20 protein-coding genes and 1 tRNA gene are annotated in these 20359 nt (G+C 41.7%); 1 reads left to right on the forward strand and 20 read right to left on the reverse strand.

The annotated features are described in order from the left end of the window. Positions 1-10 precede the first annotated feature (10 nt). The gene (locus D9T12_RS10120) at positions 11-595 is read left to right on the forward strand and encodes a thioredoxin family protein (protein ID WP_130538058.1); all 585 of its coding nucleotides are present in this window, start codon (positions 11-13) and stop codon (positions 593-595) included. Positions 596-680: 85 nt separating this feature from the next. On the opposite strand, the gene D9T12_RS10125 is transcribed toward D9T12_RS10120, so the two are convergent. The 20 genes from D9T12_RS10125 to D9T12_RS10220 form a co-directional block, all read right to left on the reverse strand. Then, positions 681-1238 (reverse strand): hypothetical protein, encoded by a 558-nt coding sequence (locus D9T12_RS10125; protein ID WP_130538059.1) that lies wholly within the window; start codon positions 1236-1238, stop codon positions 681-683. A gap of 473 nt (positions 1239-1711) precedes the next feature. Further along, positions 1712-2569 carry a hypothetical protein gene (locus D9T12_RS10130; protein WP_130538060.1) on the reverse strand — a complete coding sequence of 286 codons (858 nt, stop codon included), beginning with the start codon at positions 2567-2569 and terminating at the stop codon, positions 1712-1714. A gap of 110 nt (positions 2570-2679) precedes the next feature. After that, positions 2680-3228: a type II secretion system protein GspM gene (gene gspM / locus D9T12_RS10135; protein ID WP_130538061.1), complete on the reverse strand. Its 549-nt coding sequence runs from the start codon at positions 3226-3228 to the stop codon at positions 2680-2682. Beyond that, positions 3218-4573: a type II secretion system protein GspL gene (gene gspL / locus D9T12_RS10140; protein WP_130538062.1), complete on the reverse strand. Its 1356-nt coding sequence runs from the start codon at positions 4571-4573 to the stop codon at positions 3218-3220. The genes gspM and gspL overlap by 11 nt, the downstream gene beginning before the upstream one ends. A 4-nt stretch (positions 4574-4577) precedes the next feature. Further along, entirely contained in the window at positions 4578-5738 is a 1161-nt protein-coding gene (gene gspK / locus D9T12_RS10145; RefSeq protein WP_130538063.1) for a type II secretion system minor pseudopilin GspK, read from the reverse strand. Continuing rightward, positions 5735-6430 carry a type II secretion system minor pseudopilin GspJ gene (gene gspJ, locus D9T12_RS10150; protein ID WP_165395093.1) on the reverse strand — a complete coding sequence of 232 codons (696 nt, stop codon included), beginning with the start codon at positions 6428-6430 and terminating at the stop codon, positions 5735-5737. The genes gspK and gspJ overlap by 4 nt, the downstream gene beginning before the upstream one ends. A 12-nt stretch (positions 6431-6442) precedes the next feature. Next, positions 6443-6829 (reverse strand): type II secretion system minor pseudopilin GspI, encoded by a 387-nt coding sequence (gene gspI / locus D9T12_RS10155; protein ID WP_165395094.1) that lies wholly within the window; start codon positions 6827-6829, stop codon positions 6443-6445. A gap of 2 nt (positions 6830-6831) precedes the next feature. Further along, on the reverse strand, positions 6832-7359 hold the full coding sequence (locus D9T12_RS10160; RefSeq protein WP_130538066.1) for a prepilin-type N-terminal cleavage/methylation domain-containing protein: 528 nt from the start codon (positions 7357-7359) through the stop codon (positions 6832-6834). 20 nt (positions 7360-7379) lie between these two features. Beyond that, on the reverse strand, positions 7380-7814 hold the full coding sequence (gene gspG / locus D9T12_RS10165) for a type II secretion system major pseudopilin GspG (protein WP_130538067.1): 435 nt from the start codon (positions 7812-7814) through the stop codon (positions 7380-7382). Between the two features lie 162 nt (positions 7815-7976). Continuing rightward, entirely contained in the window at positions 7977-9197 is a 1221-nt protein-coding gene (gene gspF, locus D9T12_RS10170) for a type II secretion system inner membrane protein GspF (protein ID WP_130538068.1), read from the reverse strand. Positions 9198-9236: 39 nt separating this feature from the next. Then, the gene (gene gspE / locus D9T12_RS10175) at positions 9237-10724 is read right to left on the reverse strand and encodes a type II secretion system ATPase GspE (protein ID WP_130538069.1); all 1488 of its coding nucleotides are present in this window, start codon (positions 10722-10724) and stop codon (positions 9237-9239) included. Then, positions 10714-12909, reverse strand: a complete 2196-nt coding sequence (gspD, locus tag D9T12_RS10180; RefSeq protein ID WP_240693178.1) for a type II secretion system secretin GspD — start codon at positions 12907-12909, stop codon at positions 10714-10716. The genes gspE and gspD overlap by 11 nt, the downstream gene beginning before the upstream one ends. 71 nt (positions 12910-12980) lie before the next feature. Continuing rightward, positions 12981-13826: a type II secretion system protein GspC gene (gspC, locus tag D9T12_RS10185; protein WP_130538070.1), complete on the reverse strand. Its 846-nt coding sequence runs from the start codon at positions 13824-13826 to the stop codon at positions 12981-12983. 281 nt (positions 13827-14107) lie between these two features. Continuing rightward, on the reverse strand, positions 14108-15439 hold the full coding sequence (locus tag D9T12_RS10190) for a HEPN/Toprim-associated domain-containing protein (RefSeq protein ID WP_130538071.1): 1332 nt from the start codon (positions 15437-15439) through the stop codon (positions 14108-14110). A 15-nt stretch (positions 15440-15454) separates the two neighbouring features. Beyond that, positions 15455-16006: a hypothetical protein gene (locus tag D9T12_RS10195; protein WP_130538072.1), complete on the reverse strand. Its 552-nt coding sequence runs from the start codon at positions 16004-16006 to the stop codon at positions 15455-15457. A 156-nt stretch (positions 16007-16162) separates the two neighbouring features. After that, positions 16163-17362, reverse strand: coding sequence for a DUF927 domain-containing protein (locus D9T12_RS10200; protein ID WP_130538073.1), 1200 nt, complete (start codon positions 17360-17362; stop codon positions 16163-16165). Between the two features lie 233 nt (positions 17363-17595). After that, a tRNA-Met gene (locus tag D9T12_RS10205) sits at positions 17596-17672 on the reverse strand. Positions 17673-17988: 316 nt separating this feature from the next. Next, on the reverse strand, positions 17989-19080 hold the full coding sequence (ychF, locus tag D9T12_RS10210; protein ID WP_130538074.1) for a redox-regulated ATPase YchF: 1092 nt from the start codon (positions 19078-19080) through the stop codon (positions 17989-17991). Between the two features lie 36 nt (positions 19081-19116). Further along, positions 19117-19692 carry an aminoacyl-tRNA hydrolase gene (pth, locus tag D9T12_RS10215; RefSeq protein ID WP_130538075.1) on the reverse strand — a complete coding sequence of 192 codons (576 nt, stop codon included), beginning with the start codon at positions 19690-19692 and terminating at the stop codon, positions 19117-19119. Positions 19693-19729: 37 nt separating this feature from the next. Beyond that, positions 19730-20317, reverse strand: coding sequence for a 50S ribosomal protein L25/general stress protein Ctc (locus D9T12_RS10220; protein ID WP_130538076.1), 588 nt, complete (start codon positions 20315-20317; stop codon positions 19730-19732). Positions 20318-20359: the final 42 nt, after the last annotated feature.

A 20359-nucleotide genomic window follows, 5' to 3' on the forward strand; every position in this document is an offset into this window, starting at 1 on the left:
GGAGTCCTTGATGCGATTCAACCTATTCCAAACCGACATTTGGTCCACCGCCAATGCCATAAAAACAAAACTTTCAATGATCGGTTTAGTGGTGCTCACCAGTTTCTCATTGAATACGTCAGCCAATGAAATTCTTCCTCTTGCCGTTGATTTACAAAAAAGTGGCCAAGTGGCTGCCAAAAATAAAGTACCTGTGGTCATTTTCGCCACCGCGACATGGTGTAACTACTGTAAAAAACTTGAACAAAATATTCTTGAGCCGCTTTTGGAAACAACCGACATAGAAAAATATGCTGAATTCAGCCAGCTCGTTATGGATAAAAGCCACTGGAAAATGAAAGACTTCCAAGGTCGTGAAATCGAGATGAAAACTTTACCAGATAAATTAGGAGTAATTGTTGCACCAACCACCCTCTTTTTTGATGGGGAAGGCAATCAAATCGCTGAACCGATTATTGGACTTACACTTGAAGAGTTTTATCCGGGGAACTTAGAACGTGGGATTAACAATGCACTCAAAGCCCTAGGCAACCCGAAAAGACTGGATATCTACAAAATGGTAGAAGAGAGCAAAGTCGATTATCAAGCACGATAATCAGAAGTTCCTTTGCAAAACTGGTCAGCATTGATTTCAAGACTGATAACCTTTTCTAGTTCTAAAGCCTTTTGGCTATTTACAACTAATTTCTTCGCATTCTTGGCTCACTAAACAGCGGAGCCAAGAGTTGTACATCCTTATCGATATCCATTTTCAGAATCAATTCATCATACGAATCAATTGGCCGAACATCGACAATCGCACTATCTGATTTTGGCAAATAAGTCACCAAAGTGACATCATAGCGCTCAATGACTTTATCTAAATCGCGTGCGCGATGCACTTTCAAAATAAACGACCCGGTCAATACCGCATTATGACCGGTTTGACGATTTAGCATCACAGGCATAAACTCAACCGACTGTTTGATTAATGGCGCGCACTGCTGGGTTCCATACCACGGTTCAGACGTTTGATACACATACCAACCACCATGTCGTTCAAGCAAAGGCATTTTCATACCGGCCGGTAAATCCTCAGGCGCTTTCATGGCCGCGATTCTTAAAGGTTGTAATTTATAGGATTCAAAACCGGCCATTTTTTGGACCAACTGACAAGCTTGCGTGTAAGCCAACACTTGGCCTGTGTTGAATGCAAGGCCAAACGCAACCAAATACGGCAACCCGCGAGTGAATTTCATAATTTTTGTTTTTAACAACACAACTTGCTCACAATTTATGAGTATGTAAATTTTATGATTGTTTTTTAAGTTTTCAGGCGTTAACTCACTATCAGCTAACGCCAACTTTCCCCTTCGAAGTAAGTCCTAGTCCAACTTAGCGAAAGCCTCTGAATAGCGATGAGCTGTCCGAGCGAAGCGAGTTCGAAATCGCCAGAGGCTAAGCGCTAGTTGGACTGAACGAAACGAGCTGGGGCTGTTTTCTTTCTTGGCTCTTCGCCAAGTTCTTCGTGTGGTTCGTTTCTCGACTTACCCCTTCGGGCGTCAAGTTCTTTGTGTCTTTTGTCAGTACAAAGAAATGAACAAAAAACTGTTAGTAAGGCTTCAAACTTAACACTAAAATCAAAAGTGAAAATTGAACCTTACCAATCACATAATTTACTTACCCCAATTTATTTATTAAACCGACTTAAAAATCACAAAACGCGAACAGTTTACGGCATTCTCAATTGCTTCAAGTTACCGTTTAAAGTCATCTTCGCTTGCGTTGGTGAAATTTGTGGCAACAAATGTGCAAAATCCGGCATTTGCTCAGCAGATTTCGCATTAACGACAACCTCACCCTCATAATACCCAAAATCAGCCGTTTTCGGTTTCGCCTTTAACACGCCCTTCCCATTGATTTCCCAACCAGACTCTTGTCCTGAAATACTCCACTCAATCACCTGAGTCTCTTCATTGGGCATAAAAAAAGTAACCGTTAATGGCGGCATTGAGACCCCCATAGTCGACAAATTTTTCACCAACAAACGCCCATCAATTGCCGTCACCAAAGAACTTGGTGACCAACTCACCTCCATTTTCTTTGAAGTAACATCCGCTTGCACTTCAAAAGGAACTCTCGCGAAAGGAGCCAACCATGCCAGAAAATTTTTAACATCCATCTCAAACGAATGCGTTTTGAAATGAACTTGTTCCTGCATCCAAGAACGTTCAATTTCACCTTGCCACTGCCCAAACTGCGTTTGCCACTTTAAAACTGGAGAAAGTGAATTCAATAAACTTGCTGGTGATTGTTCCCACTTAAGACGACCTAGGTTCAATTCCTCAGACTGCTTATCAAGTGCCCAATTTAATTGCGTCTCACCTTCCCAAATTCCCCCTTGAGAAGATTCAAAGGATAAGTTTTTCAAATCAGGCGGAAGCAACTCTTCAGCCGAATTTAAAAGCGGTGAAATGGGCAAGTGCCAAATCACAGAAAATACAAAAACAAGGCTTAACGATAAAACCCAAAACCATTTAGGAAGAAGCCCAGGGCTTTTAGATGCATTGGATGATGATTGTTCGTTCATAAAAATACTGACCAATTAATAATTTCATTTTCGTTGCCTAAAGAGCCTCTGTTAGCTAAATCGAGTCAGACGCTTAGGCAAAACGCTTACCAACGTTGGAAGGCTAAAACTTATGGTGCACAGGTTATTTCTGCATCGATTTTTCCTCGCTCAAGCTGTTCCAATTCAAACTGATCTATCTGAACCCCTTTCGCTTCAATCGCTTGCAACCACTTAAACACTTTTACTGCATTTGCTGACTTTAAAGAAACTTTGACACCTTTTGCTGTACCTTTCATTTCTTTTAAAGCATTCTGTGTTTTATATACCGAAAGTTGCTGATTTAGAAATGCCATTAATTGGTTATTGTCCGAAAATTCAGATTTAGGAGCCTTTGGTGTGGATGCCATCGCATAAGATGAAGTTTTCCACTCTGGAATTTGTTCATTCAGCCATTGCCATTGAGTTTGGGCAAGCTGCAAACGTTGTTGCGCTTCGCGCTTTTGAAGCTGAATGGGTTCCCACACGGTGCTGTAGAGTATAAATAACAGCAAAAAAACAGCTAAAAACCCTAATAATTTTTGCTCTCGAGGCGCCAACTGCAACCAATATTGACCGGCCGGTGAAGTTAGAAACCTCTGCTGACCAATCATAATCAAACGAGCAATCTTAGCGAACATATAATTGCGCCTCCACTAGATTAGGTTGCACACTTTTGGTGACGATTGAGATCGGAAACTGCGCAAAACGCTGCTTTGCAATGGTCGATAAACGACTGATTTGTTGACTATTCGCAGCTTTCAAATCCAACATTAACTGATTCCTAGAAGCATTCCATTCTACTCGCGCGACTTGAACATTTGGTGTCATTGCTAGAAGTTCTTCGACAGCAGATAACCATTTCATTAAACTGACTGTTTGCTCAGCTTTAACTTGAGATTTTAAACGACTCATAGTCTGAGACTTGATATTCACCACACGTTTCGCGTCGGGGAACATCTGTTTAAAAAGCTCTTCACTTTTCTGCTGATAAACCATGGTTTTTTCATTCAGCTGTTGGGTTTGTTGCACAGTTTCAACAAGCAAGAGAATTAACCAAAATCCAATCAACATCACCGAAATTAAGCTGACTTTTAAGACACCAGAACTCTGTTGATGCGTTGCATAAACCCCTTGCAGCAAATTAACCGCTCGAAGTTTTAATTTTTCACCGGCCGGTAAAGAATCTAAATCACTCGTAAGCCATTCAGAGTCGCTGACAACCGCCATATCTTCAAAACGAATAGATCCTGCCAAGGATTCACTTTCAGTGTCTTCAATTTCTGAAGGCTCTTTACCGGTTTCAGAATGCTTAGCAAGCATTTTCGAAACGCTGATTTGCCAAAGCGATGCCCCCCAATCCAATGGACAAGCAAAGCCGCTAAATTCAGTGGCACGAACGAATAATCGAGTTATATTCTTATCGTGCTCAAGTTCGACTGGTTGACTAAAAACACCCTTTTGAGGTTCGCCTGAAAATTGCAAACGAAAACAATCTGCAAGCAACAATGCCTTTGAACACCCTAATGCTTTCAAAGCTTGTTGCCACAAACGCATTTGTTCATGCGAAACCAAAGCCACGTCAAACCGAACTGCAGGAGTTTGTCCTTCAAAGGTGGCTATTTTTTGTTTAGCGAAGGTCGCAATAAAATAGTCTTCGATAGGTAACGCAAGACTCGCCTCTAAAGCAAAAGGCAATGCTTTTTGGCAATCTGAGACGCGCTTTCCAGGGACATCTACCTGAGTCAATACCACTAATTCAGTTGGCACCCACATGGCTTGAATTTGTCGGATTTGAGAAGGGGAAACCCCGTTATCCATCAAAATTTGATGAACGGATTCAGGATTCAATTGCCAGTCATTAGCGGACACCAGAATCCTTTGCGAGTCTGCATCTAGCAGGTTTGCCTGCGCATCCAGCATCAACGATTTGATAGGCAAAATCTGACGGTCATTCACATTTGAGATCTGGGGTTGTTCGGTCATCTTATTACTCGTCGGCAAAGCCAATCCATCTTTGTACTAATTGCACCTCATTCGCACTGCGATAAAACAAGGCATGAATCAAGGTATTACGTGCTCTGCCATAATCCAAAACACTGGTTAATTGAAAAAATTCACTACTGACACTTAAAAAACCGGCCGGTAAATCTTTTTGAATTTCTTGCGCACTAAATCCTGTTTGAGTTTGTAAAAAGGTCATAAACTCATCCACGGTTTCTGCTGGTTGTTGCGCCCTTTGCTGAAGCCATGCAGAAGCAAGCTCCGGACTCATCCATTGAGCCAATGATTGCAACACAATCGATGTCGCCGTATTGATATTTACCGGCGTGATTTTTGGCAAGGTGGTTAATCCTGCGCTCATAATCTGTTGTGACTGCCAATCCAAACGATAAAACGTTGGAAAATTATAAAGCTCTGCAACCGTTACTAACGGCTGGTTCGCCGCTGAAAAACTCGGCACCTGCAACTGGTATTGATCGCTTTCCGCTCCTAAAGGCAACGGCTCATTATCCGCATCCACCCAATCAGTCACAACCTCGGAAAATCCCGGCCACGCTTCCATGGCTTGCATCCTTGCAGGCATCGTTGTCACTCCCATGGCCTCGGTTTCAACCCCAGTATTCGTATTCGCGTCTTCGTTTTCTTCTTCAGGTAACCCCGTTCCCACACCTTGCAGCATTAAAGCCGCTAAATTATCCGACCAAGCTTGATGATCGCCCCCTAGTTGCCAGTAGCGATTTAAAATGGCTTGCCACAATTTTTTTTGTGTTGAATCTTCCGCCAGCACATTATTTAAATTTAGCTTTGATTGCGCATCAATCATCAAGCCGCCAATCGTCCCTTCTTCAAAACTCACTGGTGGCAAAGGCTGTGCCCATAATTCTTGTAAATGGTCAGTTTTATTATCCTCAATATCCAATTTCAAGCCGGACATGACCCAATCTTCAAGTCCCCATTGCACACTTAATGCTTGAGCTTGATGCAACATCACGCCGCTGCGTTGAATTTGGCTGTGCTGAGACGAAAACATTTGCGCGCTCAAAATCGAAACGATTGCCACGACCATGAGAACCGTTAGCAGAGCAAAACCTGACTGCGATTTTTTGACTCTTCTCATCCTGAAAGAAACCGCTTGCATTGAATTCATTTTGAAGCCGCCTCAGCAAAAGGATTCGGTGGCAAGCCATCACCTTGTTGCGATTCAGACGCTTGACTAAAGTCAGCAATCACACCGTCCGTTCCTCTCAGCAAGCGTTTTAATTTTTCACCATTTACCAGCTGAATTTGAATTTCAACGGCTTTTGGCAAAACCTGTACCGCGAAAGTGGTTTGATTACTTGCATTCTGCAATGGCGGCCAACTGCTTTGCCATTGATTACTTTGATCTAAAAATCGCCACCCAACTTGAGAAACGGATTTCAAAATAGGCATCAAAGTTGGTTCCGTATCCCCCGCTCTATCCATCACCGGCCAAGTCAAGCGATACAAGGTATCGTCCTGAAATCGATAGCCAACTCTCAACAAGCCATTTCTTGAGTTCGGTGTCATAAAACCAGCTAGCCGAGAAAACTCTAACCCCATATCCGAACGAAAACTCATTGCAGGCAAAACACCGTTCAAACCATCATTAATCGCTCGTGGTGTCATCTGTACTATATCTTGCTCAATCCACCAAAGTGCTCGCTGCTGTTTTTGCATGGTTTTTTGGTGCGCGCTTACCTTCTGTTCGGTCGACACCATTGCTGCAATTGATTGATAAGCCAACACCGAAATCACTGCAGATACCGACATCGCGATCAACAATTCAATAAGGGTAAAACCTGACTGTTGTTTGCGCATGACTTCTCTCATCTACTGCGAACGAATAATCGATGCTAGACTTGCCGCCACCGAGTCTTCGTTGTCTGCCTTTACCACAACCCGCACTTGCTGATAATTAGGCATCAGTGACGGGGTCGACTCAAGCTCTATCTGCCACTGACGCCCAGATTGCGAAAGTTTTTTGGGAATTTCAGAACTGGGAAATAATTGCTTTTGTAGCAATACATCTTGTGCGACCCAAGTTGCAGCCACCTTTTGCGCCAAATTTCCTTGATTACTTGCTGTCATTCCTAGAGCGCGACTTAAAGCCGCAAGCGCGACAGCGGCGACAACCAAAGCAATTAAAACTTCGATTAATGTAAACCCAGCTTGGCCTTGGCAACGTATTTGTCGTATTTTTTTGACAAAAGCTTGCACGCCTAACTCGCCTCTTTTTGAGGGCGTTCGGAGTCGTCGAGAAATTCCAATATTCGATTCCATTCAACTTGACGAGAAATTTCTTGCTCCTTGTCTTCAACAATCAATTCAATTTTTCCAGCGGTAGCTTCACCACTTGGCCAAAACAGCCAACCTTCAGCCGGTAACTGCAAATAAGCGGGCGCTTTAACCTCAAGCTGCCAAGTCGGTTCAATATTTTCCGGCCATTCATAATCTGCAATTTTAGTTTGGGCACGCCATTCACCGGATGCCCACGACCAAACTTGCAGTCCTTTTTTATCAGGTGTCAGTAAATAAGGCTTCCCTTCAAACACAGCCAAGTCCGCGACATTCATTAATAAGCCACGCAACTTAGCCTGTTGAGAGCGCAATTCATCCGAACTACCAAAACGAAATGACTGAGTCATAGCTGATAACAAAATCGCCACAACCACCAATACCACCATCAATTCAATCAGGGTAAACCCCTTCTCAATTTTAACCGGCCGGTAACTTATCTCTAGAGTCATTAACGTTTTCTACCGGCCGGTTACTTTTTCCAGTTTCCAATAGTGGCATTCACACCTTCACCACCATCAACACCATCTGCCCCAAGCGTATATAAATCAAAATCACCATGCTCACCCGGTGAAACATACAGATACGGATTGCCCCAAGGATCCGATGGCAAATTATCCAGTAATGGTTTCCAATTCTTTGGTTCTGGGTCACCATCTGGCTTTGTTACCAACGCCTCTAAACCTTGATCGGTTGACGGAAACTGGTAATTATCCAACTTGTAAAGCTGCAACGCTGAGCTAATGGATTGGATGTCTTGTTTCGCTTTTACCAAGCGTGCCTCATCAGGTCGATCCATCAGTTTGGGTACGACAAAACCTGCCAACACCGCCAAAATCACCACCACAACCATTAACTCAATCAGCGTAAAACCAGATTGTTTGTTTGTTTTCACTTGTATCTTCATAAAACTTTCCATTTAGACATTTTCGTACAATATACCTGTAACAACTATTTTCTAGAGTCGCTTTAAACTCATCCTTAAGTCATTTATACCCATATGGGTGCCCGACGCTCTGGAAAATTGTTGTTACAGACATCAAAGAAACCTCTCTCATCGCAGGCACAACTAACCCACCATTTGATTCATTTCAAAAATCGGCAACATAATCGCTAAAACAATCGTCAAAACCACCGCGCCCATGACAATAATCAACAAGGGTTCAAGCAAACTGACCAAAGTCTGTGCCGCTTGCTCAACCGCCACCTCATAGTGCTGAGCACCTTTGAGTAACATGGTATGCAACTGCCCTTTTCCTTCTCCAGTTTTAACCAAGTTCAGCAATAATGGAGGAAAGAAACCCGCTTGCCGCATAGCTGAGTGGACACTTTCACCCTGTCGAATTTTTTCCACCATTTCATCAACCGCTTTTCGCATAGGAGCCAAAGTCATCACTTCGGCTGAAATCACCATCGACTCTCGGACAGCGACTCCACTATCCACTAAAACTCCAAGCGTTCTAGCCCATCTTGAGGTGGCGGAATAAATCAGGAATCGCTTGATACCTGGCGTACGCATTAACAATGCATGAATCTTAAAACGCATACTCGGTATTCTTAACATTATTTGCAAAATGACCCACAACCCAATCACACCGCCAATAATTAACCACCAATAAACTTGGACAAAATCGCTGGCTGACAATAACCCTTGCGTAAGTGGTGGAAGTTCTTGCTGCATATTGTCAAAAACGGTCACCACCTTAGGCACCACATAAACCATCAAGAAAAATACAATCGCCACGGCGACAACAATCATCAGAATCGGATAAATCAGTGCGGTTTTTAATTTTTTATTCAGATGATCACGTTGCTCCAAATTGTCTGCCAACCGTGACATGACGGCGGTTAAATGCCCACTCTCTTCGCCTGCTTGAATAATCGCAATATAGTCTTGTGGCACTGTGTAATCACTGCGCATCAACGCTTGCGCCAATCCATAACCTTCATTGACATTCTGATGAAGTCCGCTGATAAAACGCAGTACCGTTTTACTTTCTGCTTGCTCTGATAACGCTTTCAATGCTTGGTTCAGAGGTGTGCTGGCTTCCAGCAAGGTATAGAGCTCTCGAGTAAACAGTGAAACTTCACTCACCGCCAATTTCTTTTTAAATAAACTACGCCCAGAGGTTGCAGAAGAGTTTGACGATTTGTTCAGTGCTTGAATATCAAGTGCCGTCAGCCCTTTTTCACGCAATAGTTGCCGTAAATGCCGTTCGGACTCGCCATCTAAAACACCTTTAACGGTTTTACCTTGCGCGTTTAACGCTCGATATTCATAACTGGCCAAAAGCCTCTCCCAAAACCTTGTTAAATTTTTTCGAACGAATTAATGAGCGGTCACTCGAATCACTTCTTCAAGCGACGTTACTCCTTCAAGCACTGCTTGATAACCACGTTGCTGAAGTGATGGACTGTCCCTTCGGATATATTTTTCAATTTCCGATTCCGAAGCATTGGAATGAATCAATTCTCGAACCTTATCATCCACTAACAACAACTCATAAAGACCTAAACGGCCACTATAACCCGTTTGGTTACAATGCTCACAGCCGCATGGATGACCAATCGTTGCAGACTCAACTTGTAATAGATTTAACTCTGCTTCATCAGCAGGTTTGAATTGTGCACAATGCGGACATAAACGTCGAACTAGACGCTGAGCTAAAACACCGACTAAACTCGAAGAAAGCAAAAACGATTCAATTCCCATGTCTCGCATACGGGTAATGGCACCGACAGACGTATTGGTATGTAAAGTTGATAACACCAAGTGTCCAGTTAGAGAAGACTGAACCGCGATTTCAGCGGTTTCCAAATCACGAATTTCCCCAATCATCAAAACATCGGGGTCTTGTCTAAGCAAAGCACGTAACCCCGTGGCGAATGTCATACCTGCCTTGGTATTCACCTGAGTTTGGCTAATCCCATCAATGTTGTATTCAACGGGATCTTCAATGGTCATAATGTTGCGTTGAGCATCATTCAACAACCCCAATCCAGCATACAGCGTTGTTGTTTTCCCTGATCCTGTCGGCCCCGTCACCAAAAAAATTCCATGAGCTTTCGACAAGCACTTGCGAACCGAAATATCTAGATACTCCGGCAGCCCTAAATCTTTTAAGTTCAGTCTTTCTGAGCCTTTGTCCAATAAACGCATCACCACACGCTCACCATAGCTTGAAGGCATGGTCGAAACACGTAAATCCACCGCTCGGCCACCCAATTTCAAAGCAATACGACCATCTTGTGGAATCCGTTTTTCAGCAATATCGAGCTTAGCCATCACCTTAATCCGCGACACGAGCATTGAAGCCAAAGCTGGTTGAGGCCGTAAAACCGTTTTTAAAACCCCATCAACACGAAAACGAATCCTGAGTTGATTTTCATATGGCTCAATATGAATATCCGATGCGCTGGCTCGAATCGCTTCCGCCAATACCGCATTCAATAACTTGATAATCGGTGCATCGTCGGCGCTGTCTAATAAATCTTCCGGCTCACCCAATTCAGCCGCAACCGTTGCCAAGTCTTCAGTTTCAAGATTTTCAATTTGTGCAAAATCTTCAGAGCTTGCACTGCCATTAACACCATACACTGACTGGAGCGCTTTCTGCCACTGACTCTCATCAAGTTTTTCTAAAACCAGACCAGCCGGTAAAGATGGATTGGCGGAACTCGAATGCCAACGTGCCTGAACATCCATCAAGCTGAGAAAATTGGTTTGCTCGGTGTAACACAGAGTCCATCCGCCTTCCTTTTGCATGACTAACAATTGGTTATCGCGGGCAAAGCCAAAACTTAATTCAGAAATCACTACCGGTGATCTCCTCAAACGCTTGTAAAGACTTCTCAGCAGGGCTCATATTTGCTTTAGCTTCCGTCGTTTGTTTAATTTCCACCTCAACGGTTTTCGGTGTATGTAAAAGTGTTGCACCATGCTGTTGGAATTGTGGCAGAGTTGGTAACTCTGGTTTTAAACTTGGCTCACGATCTTTCAGAGGCGTATTTAAAATTCGCTGTTGTTGTTCAAACATATAGGTGTATTTCTGCTGACTGTAGTAGTTACTCATTGCATTGTCACGGACAATGATGGGACGCAAAAACACCATTAAATTAACTTTTTCACGTGAATTTTCGGTACTTCTGAAAAGGCGCCCTAAACCTGGAATATCTCCTAACCCAGGAACTTTGGATTCAACTTCAGTCTCTTTTTCATTAATCAAACCTCCCAGTACAACGACATTGCCATCACCAACAATCACACGCGTCTTGATTTGACGTTTAGAGGTTTGTAAATCAACCGCCTCACCTTTATCCAAGACATCAGACACTTCTTGATCGATATCCAAATAAATTTCATCACCTTCATTAATTTGAGGCTTAACCTTTAATTTGAGACCAACGCTTTGACGCTCAATCGTTGTAAATGGATTCGTGACAGAATTTGTCGTCGAGGTATAACTTCCTGTACTGAATGGCACTTCACGCCCTACTAAAATCTCAGCCTCTTCGTTATCAAGCGTCAAGATAGAAGGTGTCGCCAAAATATTCGATGCGGTATCTTTGCGCAAAGCCTGCAACAAGCCTGCCCATCCATGATTATTAGAATTGATATCACCAACACCAATATTAATTCCCGTCGTTAACGCACTTACGGCTGTCGCAGGATCACTTAAATTCGCAGCAATTGCCGGCAACGCACCGGAAAAACTCACAATCCCTGCCCCCGTATCACCAAGAGCTGCCCATTCAATACCAAGGTTGCCAACTCGGTCTTCAGAAATCTCGACAAATACGGCTTCAATCAGCACTTGAGCACGACGAACATCTAATTGTTTAATCACTTCTAACAAGTTTTGCGTCACTGCCTGAGGGGCACTAATCACCAAAGCATTCATGCGCTCATCCGCTTCAATACGAATCTGGTTTTTTAAGGTTTTCTGATCTAAATCTGATTGAGCCGGCGGTTGCTCTGCATTGGCATTTTCAGAATTCGCGGCCGAAGCGGATGTTTTTTTATCACTTGCGGTTAAGGGATTCGTTGCAGACTTTTGACCGGCCGGTAAACTCTTTGAATTTGAACTATTGTCAGACTGCATACTCAATAAAGCAGTATTTTCAGAAATCTTTTGCAAAACGGGTAATAACTCAGCCGCTTTGGCATAACGCAAATAGACTACTTTCAACTGACCATTTGCATTAACAGGAATATCTAATTCAGCAATCAATGCACGAATTTGTATGCGTTTTTGAGGATCGCCACTTAACACAATTCGATTCGAACGCTCATCAACACTGTATGAAACGCCTGAGCCATTATTTTTTCGAGGCAGGAGCGCTTTTAAGGTTTTCTCTATTTCTTTTGCCGGCGCATGCTCCACCTGAAGCACTTCAAACTCACTATTTAAGTCTTTATCAACGCGTGCCAACACAGATTTTATTCGCTGGATATTGGAAACCATATCCGTAACAATTAACTTATTACTGTCAGCCAAACCAACGAGATGCCCTTCACGTGCCACCATCGGCCGCAAAATCGCCACGAGCTTAGTCGCCTCAACATTATTGACATTGAGCACTTCAGTGACCCACTCTTCTCCATTATCACGTGCTTGACGATAGGGAATTTTATCTTTCGCTAAATTTGCTGGAACCACTTTGATGACATTGTCATTAGGAATTGCGACAAAACCATGCACATCTAAAACAGCCAGTAACGTTTCATAAAGCGCATCCGGCTCCATCGCCTCAGGCGCGATTAGCGTCACCTTGCCTTTCACTCGCGGATCAATAATAAAATTTCTTCCAGAAATTTTAGCAACGGCTTCAATGACCTTAGAAATATCCACATCTTGAAAATTTTGCGACATTTCGCCCGAAGAGGGAGTGGTTTCCGCTAGAAGCGTTGAGGGCATCGAAGCGGCAAAAGCCAGAGATACGCCAAGAATCAGGGCTTTAAGCTTAAAAGGTGAAAAACGATTTTGTGAAATTTGATACATAATGACTTCTATTAATTTTTTTGGATTCACTGAAAACCATCAGCTTAACAGCGTTAATTATCCATTTTTAGCTATTGTAAATTCACATCGATGGTTTGCAAACTTCCATTCCTATTAACGGTAAATTGTGCCTGCGACAATTTCATCATTGACTGCCACTTGCTCATATCACTCGCCAGCTCAGTGACTGATTGGCCATTTACTGCTGTCAAACGATCACCGGAACGAAAACCTAATGCTTCGAAAATTGCTTTTTCCGACCTAGGCCATAATTGCAATGCTTGAATTTTGCCATTTTTTTGAATCGTTCGAACCCGAACATATCGATTAATGGCTATAGGAGAGGTTTTTAACTTTTGACGTAAATTATCAAGTTTCAGCTTTTGATTTTGGGTCAGCCCTTTTGATGAATTTGAAGATAACGATTGAGAGTTTATTTTTACTTCAGGCAAAGTAAGTTTTTCCATAGCGCCTTGGTTATCAATAACAACATAACTGCCAAAAACACTATGAACTGTCACATTGTTTTCAATTTCTTCACCAATGGCCAAAACTAAAGTCTGACTTCCTTTTTGAATAATCGCCACCTGTCTATTTGGCGTGACCAAAGTTCCCTTCAATGTCAATTTAAGGCGCGTTTTCTTTAAGTCACCTTGTTCAACGATTGGTTTTGCATTAACAACTCCCTCCGCTGAAACCATTACTTGTTTTCCAAAAAGAGTACCTTGCAAACTCTGCATTTGGGAAGTCTCGGACATAAGCGATTTTTCTAGTTGAGGTACGCTCAAAGAAAAGTCCTCGGATTGGCTTTGCCATAGCTGCATTGAAATTTTCACCGCTAACCAAACCAATACAAAAACCAACCCAACATTAAACCAGCGTATCATCTGAACAGCATTTATATTTAATCGACTCACTAAACCTTCCCAATTTGTCTCGAGCGACACTATAAAGACTAATAGTTTATAGAAAATGAAACTTTTATCACAACTAAATGAAATGATCAGAAAAAGATAGGATAAGACGAGAGAAGTGCTTTTTAGATACGTTTATAGAAACAAAAAAGCCCGAAACGCTATGTTCGGGCTTTAAAAATATGGTGGCTACACCGAACCAGGAAAAGACGATATAACCAATTGATAACTAATAACTTTTATAAAATAAAAAAACAAAGTACCGTCAAAAATACCGTCAGTAACTAATAGTAAAGATCCTCCAGTTGTTCTTGCATTTTTCTACCATCATCTTCATGAAATAATTTAAAAATTTTTTCAAAAACCAACTTAAGCCCTGACCAGTCGTATTCACTTATCAAAGAATTATCTAGCTTACAGCGGTTTAGTTTTTCTTTGAATTTTTTCTGAATCTCATCCTTATGTGTCATTTCCCCTTGATATTCTTGTAAGCCTGCATCCAATCCTGTCCACTTAACAGGATATAGACTACCATCATCGCTTTTTAAGCAATCAGCACCAAGGTACGGCTCGATACTTCCAGAAAGACCGTTTACATCCATGCTTACCATTCCAGTGGGACCAAGCGTTGGGTAATCTTCAAGCACTGGTAAATTCGGAAGATTGATGATTTTTATATTCTTCGAAATACTAGCCTTCGCAAGCCCCCTTAAAGCAGACCTCGCAGCAGTATCATTATCAAAAACAGCAATGATTTTATTAACAATCCCTGCCCCTGAAAATGTTTTAACCATATTTGCTAGGCTACCTGCGCCACCACCGACCTTTGCTCCATCAAAATCTATAAATGAAAAATAATCAGCAAGGTGTGGATAGAGAATACTTAAAGATTCAGATAAAACATAGGTATCAAACTTTCCTTCAGTGAGGATAATGCACCTACCTTTCTGGTAAAGATCTCGATAGAAAAGGTTGAAAGCATGCTCAACCAAGTCATCTTCTTCATTCAAATATTCACTTAATATCAACTCAGTAACATCATAGATAACCTCATGATCTTCAGGAACCACTTCTAGTACAAGTCTTAGAGGAATATTGAAATCAAACTCTGGAAAACCATACCAATCCTCTTTCAACATATATCTCATTAAGCCATCATAGCTACCTTCATCAATATCAAATTTACTTTTACCACTTTGGTACAACACCTGTAAGTTTGAAATCCACTTCTCTGAAGTCATTTCCCGAAGAATATCTATATTTTTTTGCAGATATGGACGGGGATTGTCATCTTCTTCTATCCATCGCTCGTAAGTAGAAATATTTTGTTCTAAAACGCTGTGAAAAAGTTCTTTAGAGTTATGTAATGAATACCCGATAAGATCTAGACGATCTCTTAATTCACTGACAGAAATAGAATAGTAAACTACATTGAACGTTTCTCCATCTTCTAGATAATCCTTCACTCTAGAAAGCCTTTTAGGGAGATTTTCTGAATTAGCAGGAACTGTTTTTCTATCAGACTCCCTAAATAATTGCATAATTTCAGGACTTACATCGTTTTTGGATGCCCCTATATAAAAGTCATTGACCCAACACTCTGCATAGCTACCCATTCTCTTGAAGACCCTTTATTTGTATAGCTGCTCTTTAAACAGTTCATGAAAATTTTCAATTTTATCCCTTACTTTATAGATGAAATCAATATCATTTTTTACTGTTTCAATATCAACTTTTTTGTATGTTTCAAAAATACCTTTCTTACTTGCTTTGGTTTTTACTGAAACAAGCTTATTTTCCTTTGAGCCTATCCAGTCTGCATGAGCATATCCATTTCTTCTTTTCGCACACTCAAACAATAACTTTTCATTCTCAATTAACTCTTCCCGTAAAGGAACTCCACTACAACATTCAAGAGCTTGGCCATATAGATTAATTAATGTTCTACATTTTTGGCTATACTGCATTTCTGCTAAAAACACCTGTATACGGTCATCCTGATATGGATCATGTGTCATCAAATCAGCTATCGCAAATGAAACTATATTTTCCAATGAATTGAAGAAAATAATTATCCAACCAATATGACTAGATACTTCCTCCAAATACTCTCGCAACTCACCCTCTTCCAAAAACTCAAAATTTTCGGAAGCTTTCAGCCTATCACAAACAATTTCATTCATAATTTTCAACGCCATTAATCATATTCAAATAGTATAAATACCAATACATCCTACAATAACACAAACTCTATGATTCCATAGCTTGGGGCAAGCGGGGCAGGTCAGTGTTTATAGGGGTTTCGGCTGCCCCAAGCATTTATCACAAAAAATAAAAAATCAGTCATCAGATTCCCCTAGCAGCTCCCCTAAAATTGCATACATTCTCGGGCGCTTTTTCGTCGAATTTGAAGGAAGCTTGCAATCAAAACGATCTGCATCATGTTTCAAGAAGCCTTTCTCTCGCAACTCTGATAAAGCCGTCTTGTAGCAGATTCCTTTACAGACCTCATTCTTAAACGTTTCCGGATAGATGTAATAAACATCTTGGCGGTTTTCATAATGCTTAAAGCCCGCTTTATCCCGAATCACGGTATTGAAGACAGGCTGACTAGATAAGGGCTGAGAACCGGTTTGAAGAGCCTCAAAACGACTATCTTCATTACGCTCAATAAAGCTTTTAACCTGATTCAACGCCTCCTCTGTTTCAGTATTTCCGGAGCCTCTATCTTCTAGCCATGAATTAAAACATTCAGCAATCGCTTTAATTGCATCCTCTGGCTCCCAAGAGACTAAACCAAACTCACTGGCTAATTCACCAGCCGCAGCAACAAGAGCAAACCGAGAAAGAACCCTAGAAACCTGACTATCATTTTCGGCTTGAATTCTATTTTTGAACTCGTCAAAAAAGAACTTTGCCCGCTCCTTATTTCGAGAATGGTTTTCAATATATTTTTCGATAAATGCCATTCCTAGCGAGCCATGATGATATTCCGCCTTGTCTTTTAAATGATCTGCTAACTCACTACCACTCGGAAATTCATGTAAGTTTTCAAATACCCCGAATTTCCCGGTATCTGCCGGAATATTTGCAATCTGGAGAGTTTGACCATCTTTCGGGCTTTTTCCGATACTTTGCATTATTGAACGAAGGTCAATTTCCCCATTAGACAAGAACAAAAGTCTCCACGTTTTGGTTTCTCGATTTTCAAAACCTTTATTACTTCGCTCTTTACCGGTACCGTTCGCCAACATATAAACGATGTTATCCATCTCATACTTATTGGCTTCCCCAATCTCGTCCAGAATCAAAGTATTGTCGTTATGGATTAGGGCAATTTGCTCTAAAGCATTACCGGTAGATCGCCAAGTTTTAAACCGGCTTCGATCACCCCAAACACTTACCGCAACATGGTTAATGGTACTCTTACCAATTGATGAACCACCAACCACATGAAAACCACCTCCGGGTACATTCAAATCCTTCAATAAGGTTCCGGCTAACGACAACGAAACAGCAAAGATTAACATCTTGAACATTTAGGTTTTTGACTTGAACATCAGTTAAGGGCAAGGCTAGGCTTCTTTATTGAAAAGGGTTATAGCGATTTTTGACGGTATTGAACAAAAATTAAATTTCAATACCGTCAATTTTGTGATGATGTCAACAGATTAAGTGAGATTACGTGAGACTCTAAAACGACCAGGAAGCCTTTAAACACGTTATTTTAGGCATAAAAAAAGCCGTCATAAGACAGCTTAATTTAGAAATATGGTGGCTACACCGAGATTCGAACTTGGGACCCCATCATTATGAGTGATGTGCTCTAACCAGCTGAGCTATGTAGCCAAAATGTGGTGCGTATTATAAGCATTGTTTGAATGCTGTCAATACTAATTTTATAAGTTTCTTAAAGTTTTTAGCTTTAGGTATTTCAATGCATTTAAGAAAGATACCGGCCGGTAATATTTGATAAAAAAGCACTAACCAAGTTTGTGTTTTTCTGGAAAATTCAGAACAACAAAACAGTTAAGCTTTTAAACAAATTTTATTTGAGCCTAAGATAAATTTTCAAAGGCAAAGCTGTTAAATGAAAGCGTACAACGAGTACGCGTCCATTTAACAATGCAGGACTTGGAAATTTAGCAACGGCTGAATTGAAATTTTAGACGTTAAAGCGGAAATGCATCACATCGCCATCTTGAACGATGTATTCTTTCCCCTCTAAACGCTGCTTACCAGCAGCTTTGGCGCCCGAGTCACCCTTATGCTCAATATAATCATCATAAGCAGTGACTTCAGCACGGATAAAGCCTTTTTCAAAATCTGTATGAATTACGCCAGCTGCTTGTGGCGCTGTCGCGCCTTTTTTCACAGTCCATGCGCGAACTTCTTTCACGCCGGCCGTAAAGTAAGTTTGCAAGCCTAATAATTCATAAGCGGCACGAATCACACGGTTTAGACCAGGTTCTTCTTGACCCATTTCCTCAAGGAAATCGACTTTATCTTCATCATCCAACTCAGCAATTTCAGATTCAATGGCTGCACAAACAGGAACAACAACGGCACCCTGTTCTTCAGCGATTTCACGGACTTTGTCTAGAAGAGGATTATTTTCAAATCCATCTTCATTCACATTGGCGATATACATCATTGGCTTAATGGTCAAAAGCTGCAAGTCACGAAGCAGCATTTTTTCGTCATCCGTCAATTCAACCAAACGAATCAATTTACCGCCTTTGATTTCTTCCAAAACACGCTCGTAAAGTGCCTGACGCGCTTGGGCTTCTTTATTTCCAGATTTACCCAGCTTAGCTTGTTTTTGAGCATTTTTTTCCAGAGACTCAGAGTCTGCCAAAACCAGTTCCATATTGATAATTTCAATATCCGAAATCGGATCAACCTTCCCCGCAACATGGACGATATCATCGTTCTCAAAACAACGTACGACCTGAACAATGGCATCCGTTTCACGAATGTTTTGTAGAAACTTATTCCCTAACCCTTCCCCTTTGGAAGCCCCTTCAACCAAACCAGCGATATCCATAAAATCAACTGTTGCTGAAAGAACACGCTCTGGATTCACGATTTCTGCTAGCGCATCCTCACGAGGGTCAGGAACCGCCACCACTCCAACATTTGGATCAATTGTACAAAATGGGTAGTTCGCCGATTCAATTCCGGCATTCGTTAATGCATTAAAAAGAGTTGATTTACCAACATTTGGCAGTCCAACGATACCGCATTTAATTCCCATCGAAGTCTCCTTAATCAGGGGTGGGTAAGAGAAAATTTAAGATTTGGTGTGCAGAATCATCATCGCTTTTTCGATGTCGCCTACTGCAAGTTCTGGAATGATTTTCGATGCTCGATAACAAGCATCATCAATGTCTTGACGGTCAGTTTTTGAAGGCGCTTTAAGCACATAATCGACGACTTGGTCACGATGCCCTGGATGATCTATGCCTATACGCAGACGCAAAAACTCTTTTCCCATGGCCGCAATCGTATCGCGCAGCCCATTATGACCACCATGACCACCGCCTTTTTTCAATTTTGCCACACCGACGGGCAAATCCAGCTCGTCATGCACCACTAAAATCGATTCAACAGGGATTTTATAGAATTTGGCTAGGGCAGAAATCGATTGTCCACTGCGATTCATAAACGTCGCAGGTTTTAACAACCAAACATCTAAACCGTTACTTTGAACTCGCGCCGCTTGACCCAAGAATTTGGTTTCTGGACGAAATACTGCACCGTATTGGCGAGCTACTTCGTCCACAAACCAAAAACCAGCGTTATGTCGGGTTAAATCATATTTGTCGCCCGGATTTCCAAGACCGACAATTAATTTAATCTTTGACATAAACGCTGGCTCTTTAGTTTAAGCAATTAAAGGCTTATTAACCTTTACGCTTAGGCTTACCGATGTTTACAACCGCTTGGTCGTAGTCAGTGTTACCGTGCGTCAGAGCTGTAATCACAACACCTTCAGGCATTGTTAGCTCAGAAAGACGCATTGAAGTACCTGCTTCCATTGCTGAAACATCTACATTGATTGATGCTGGAAGATCTTTTGCCAAACAACGAACTTCGATAGTTGGTTGTAGGAAAGACATTAGGCCACCCATTTTCACACCTGGTGCTGTCGACTTACCAGTGAATACTAATGGAACTTTCTTAGTAATCATGTTGCTTTCGCCAGCGCGCTGAAGATCGATGTGCGCAACTTCGTTGCTTGCTGGGTGACGTTGCATATCTTTTACAACGACTTGCTCAGAATCACCACCATTAACATCAACTGTGATAACACTGTTATACATATCATTGTTGTCAAATGCGTGAGCGATGAAGTTTGCATCAAATGCAACTGAAACCGCTGCTTTATCTGCACCGTAAATGATTGCTGGTACTTTACCCGCACGACGAAGGCGGCGGCTCGCACCTTTCCCTTCTTCCGAACGGATTTCTGCTGTCCAATTTAGACCCATTGTTCTTCTCCAAGATTGATAGTTATATTAGTGAAACTATCG

It is taken from the genome of Thiomicrorhabdus indica (genome assembly GCF_004293625.1).
In the GTDB taxonomy this organism is placed as follows: Bacteria; Pseudomonadota; Gammaproteobacteria; order Thiomicrospirales; family Thiomicrospiraceae; genus Thiomicrorhabdus; species Thiomicrorhabdus indica.

Bases quoted from the DNA above. Each gene is read 5' to 3' on its own strand.
- D9T12_RS10120 (WP_130538058.1), top strand. From the start codon at position 11: ATGCGATTCAACCTATTCCAAACCGACATTTGGTCCACCGCCAATGCC.
- D9T12_RS10125 (WP_130538059.1), bottom strand. From the start codon at position 1,238: ATGAAATTCACTCGCGGGTTGCCGTATTTGGTTGCGTTTGGCCTTGCA.
- D9T12_RS10130 (WP_130538060.1), bottom strand. From the start codon at position 2,569: ATGAACGAACAATCATCATCCAATGCATCTAAAAGCCCTGGGCTTCTT.
- gspM (WP_130538061.1), bottom strand. From the start codon at position 3,228: ATGTTCGCTAAGATTGCTCGTTTGATTATGATTGGTCAGCAGAGGTTT.
- gspL (WP_130538062.1), bottom strand. From the start codon at position 4,573: ATGACCGAACAACCCCAGATCTCAAATGTGAATGACCGTCAGATTTTG.
- gspK (WP_130538063.1), bottom strand. From the start codon at position 5,738: ATGAATTCAATGCAAGCGGTTTCTTTCAGGATGAGAAGAGTCAAAAAA.
- gspJ (WP_165395093.1), bottom strand. From the start codon at position 6,430: ATGCGCAAACAACAGTCAGGTTTTACCCTTATTGAATTGTTGATCGCG.
- D9T12_RS10160 (WP_130538066.1), bottom strand. From the start codon at position 7,359: ATGACTCTAGAGATAAGTTACCGGCCGGTTAAAATTGAGAAGGGGTTT.
- gspG (WP_130538067.1), bottom strand. From the start codon at position 7,814: ATGAAGATACAAGTGAAAACAAACAAACAATCTGGTTTTACGCTGATT.
- gspD (WP_240693178.1), bottom strand. From the start codon at position 12,909: ATGTATCAAATTTCACAAAATCGTTTTTCACCTTTTAAGCTTAAAGCC.
- D9T12_RS10190 (WP_130538071.1), bottom strand. From the start codon at position 15,439: ATGGGTAGCTATGCAGAGTGTTGGGTCAATGACTTTTATATAGGGGCA.
- D9T12_RS10195 (WP_130538072.1), bottom strand. From the start codon at position 16,006: ATGAATGAAATTGTTTGTGATAGGCTGAAAGCTTCCGAAAATTTTGAG.
- D9T12_RS10200 (WP_130538073.1), bottom strand. From the start codon at position 17,362: ATGTTCAAGATGTTAATCTTTGCTGTTTCGTTGTCGTTAGCCGGAACC.
- ychF (WP_130538074.1), bottom strand. From the start codon at position 19,080: ATGGGAATTAAATGCGGTATCGTTGGACTGCCAAATGTTGGTAAATCA.
- pth (WP_130538075.1), bottom strand. From the start codon at position 19,692: ATGTCAAAGATTAAATTAATTGTCGGTCTTGGAAATCCGGGCGACAAA.
- D9T12_RS10220 (WP_130538076.1), bottom strand. From the start codon at position 20,317: ATGGGTCTAAATTGGACAGCAGAAATCCGTTCGGAAGAAGGGAAAGGT.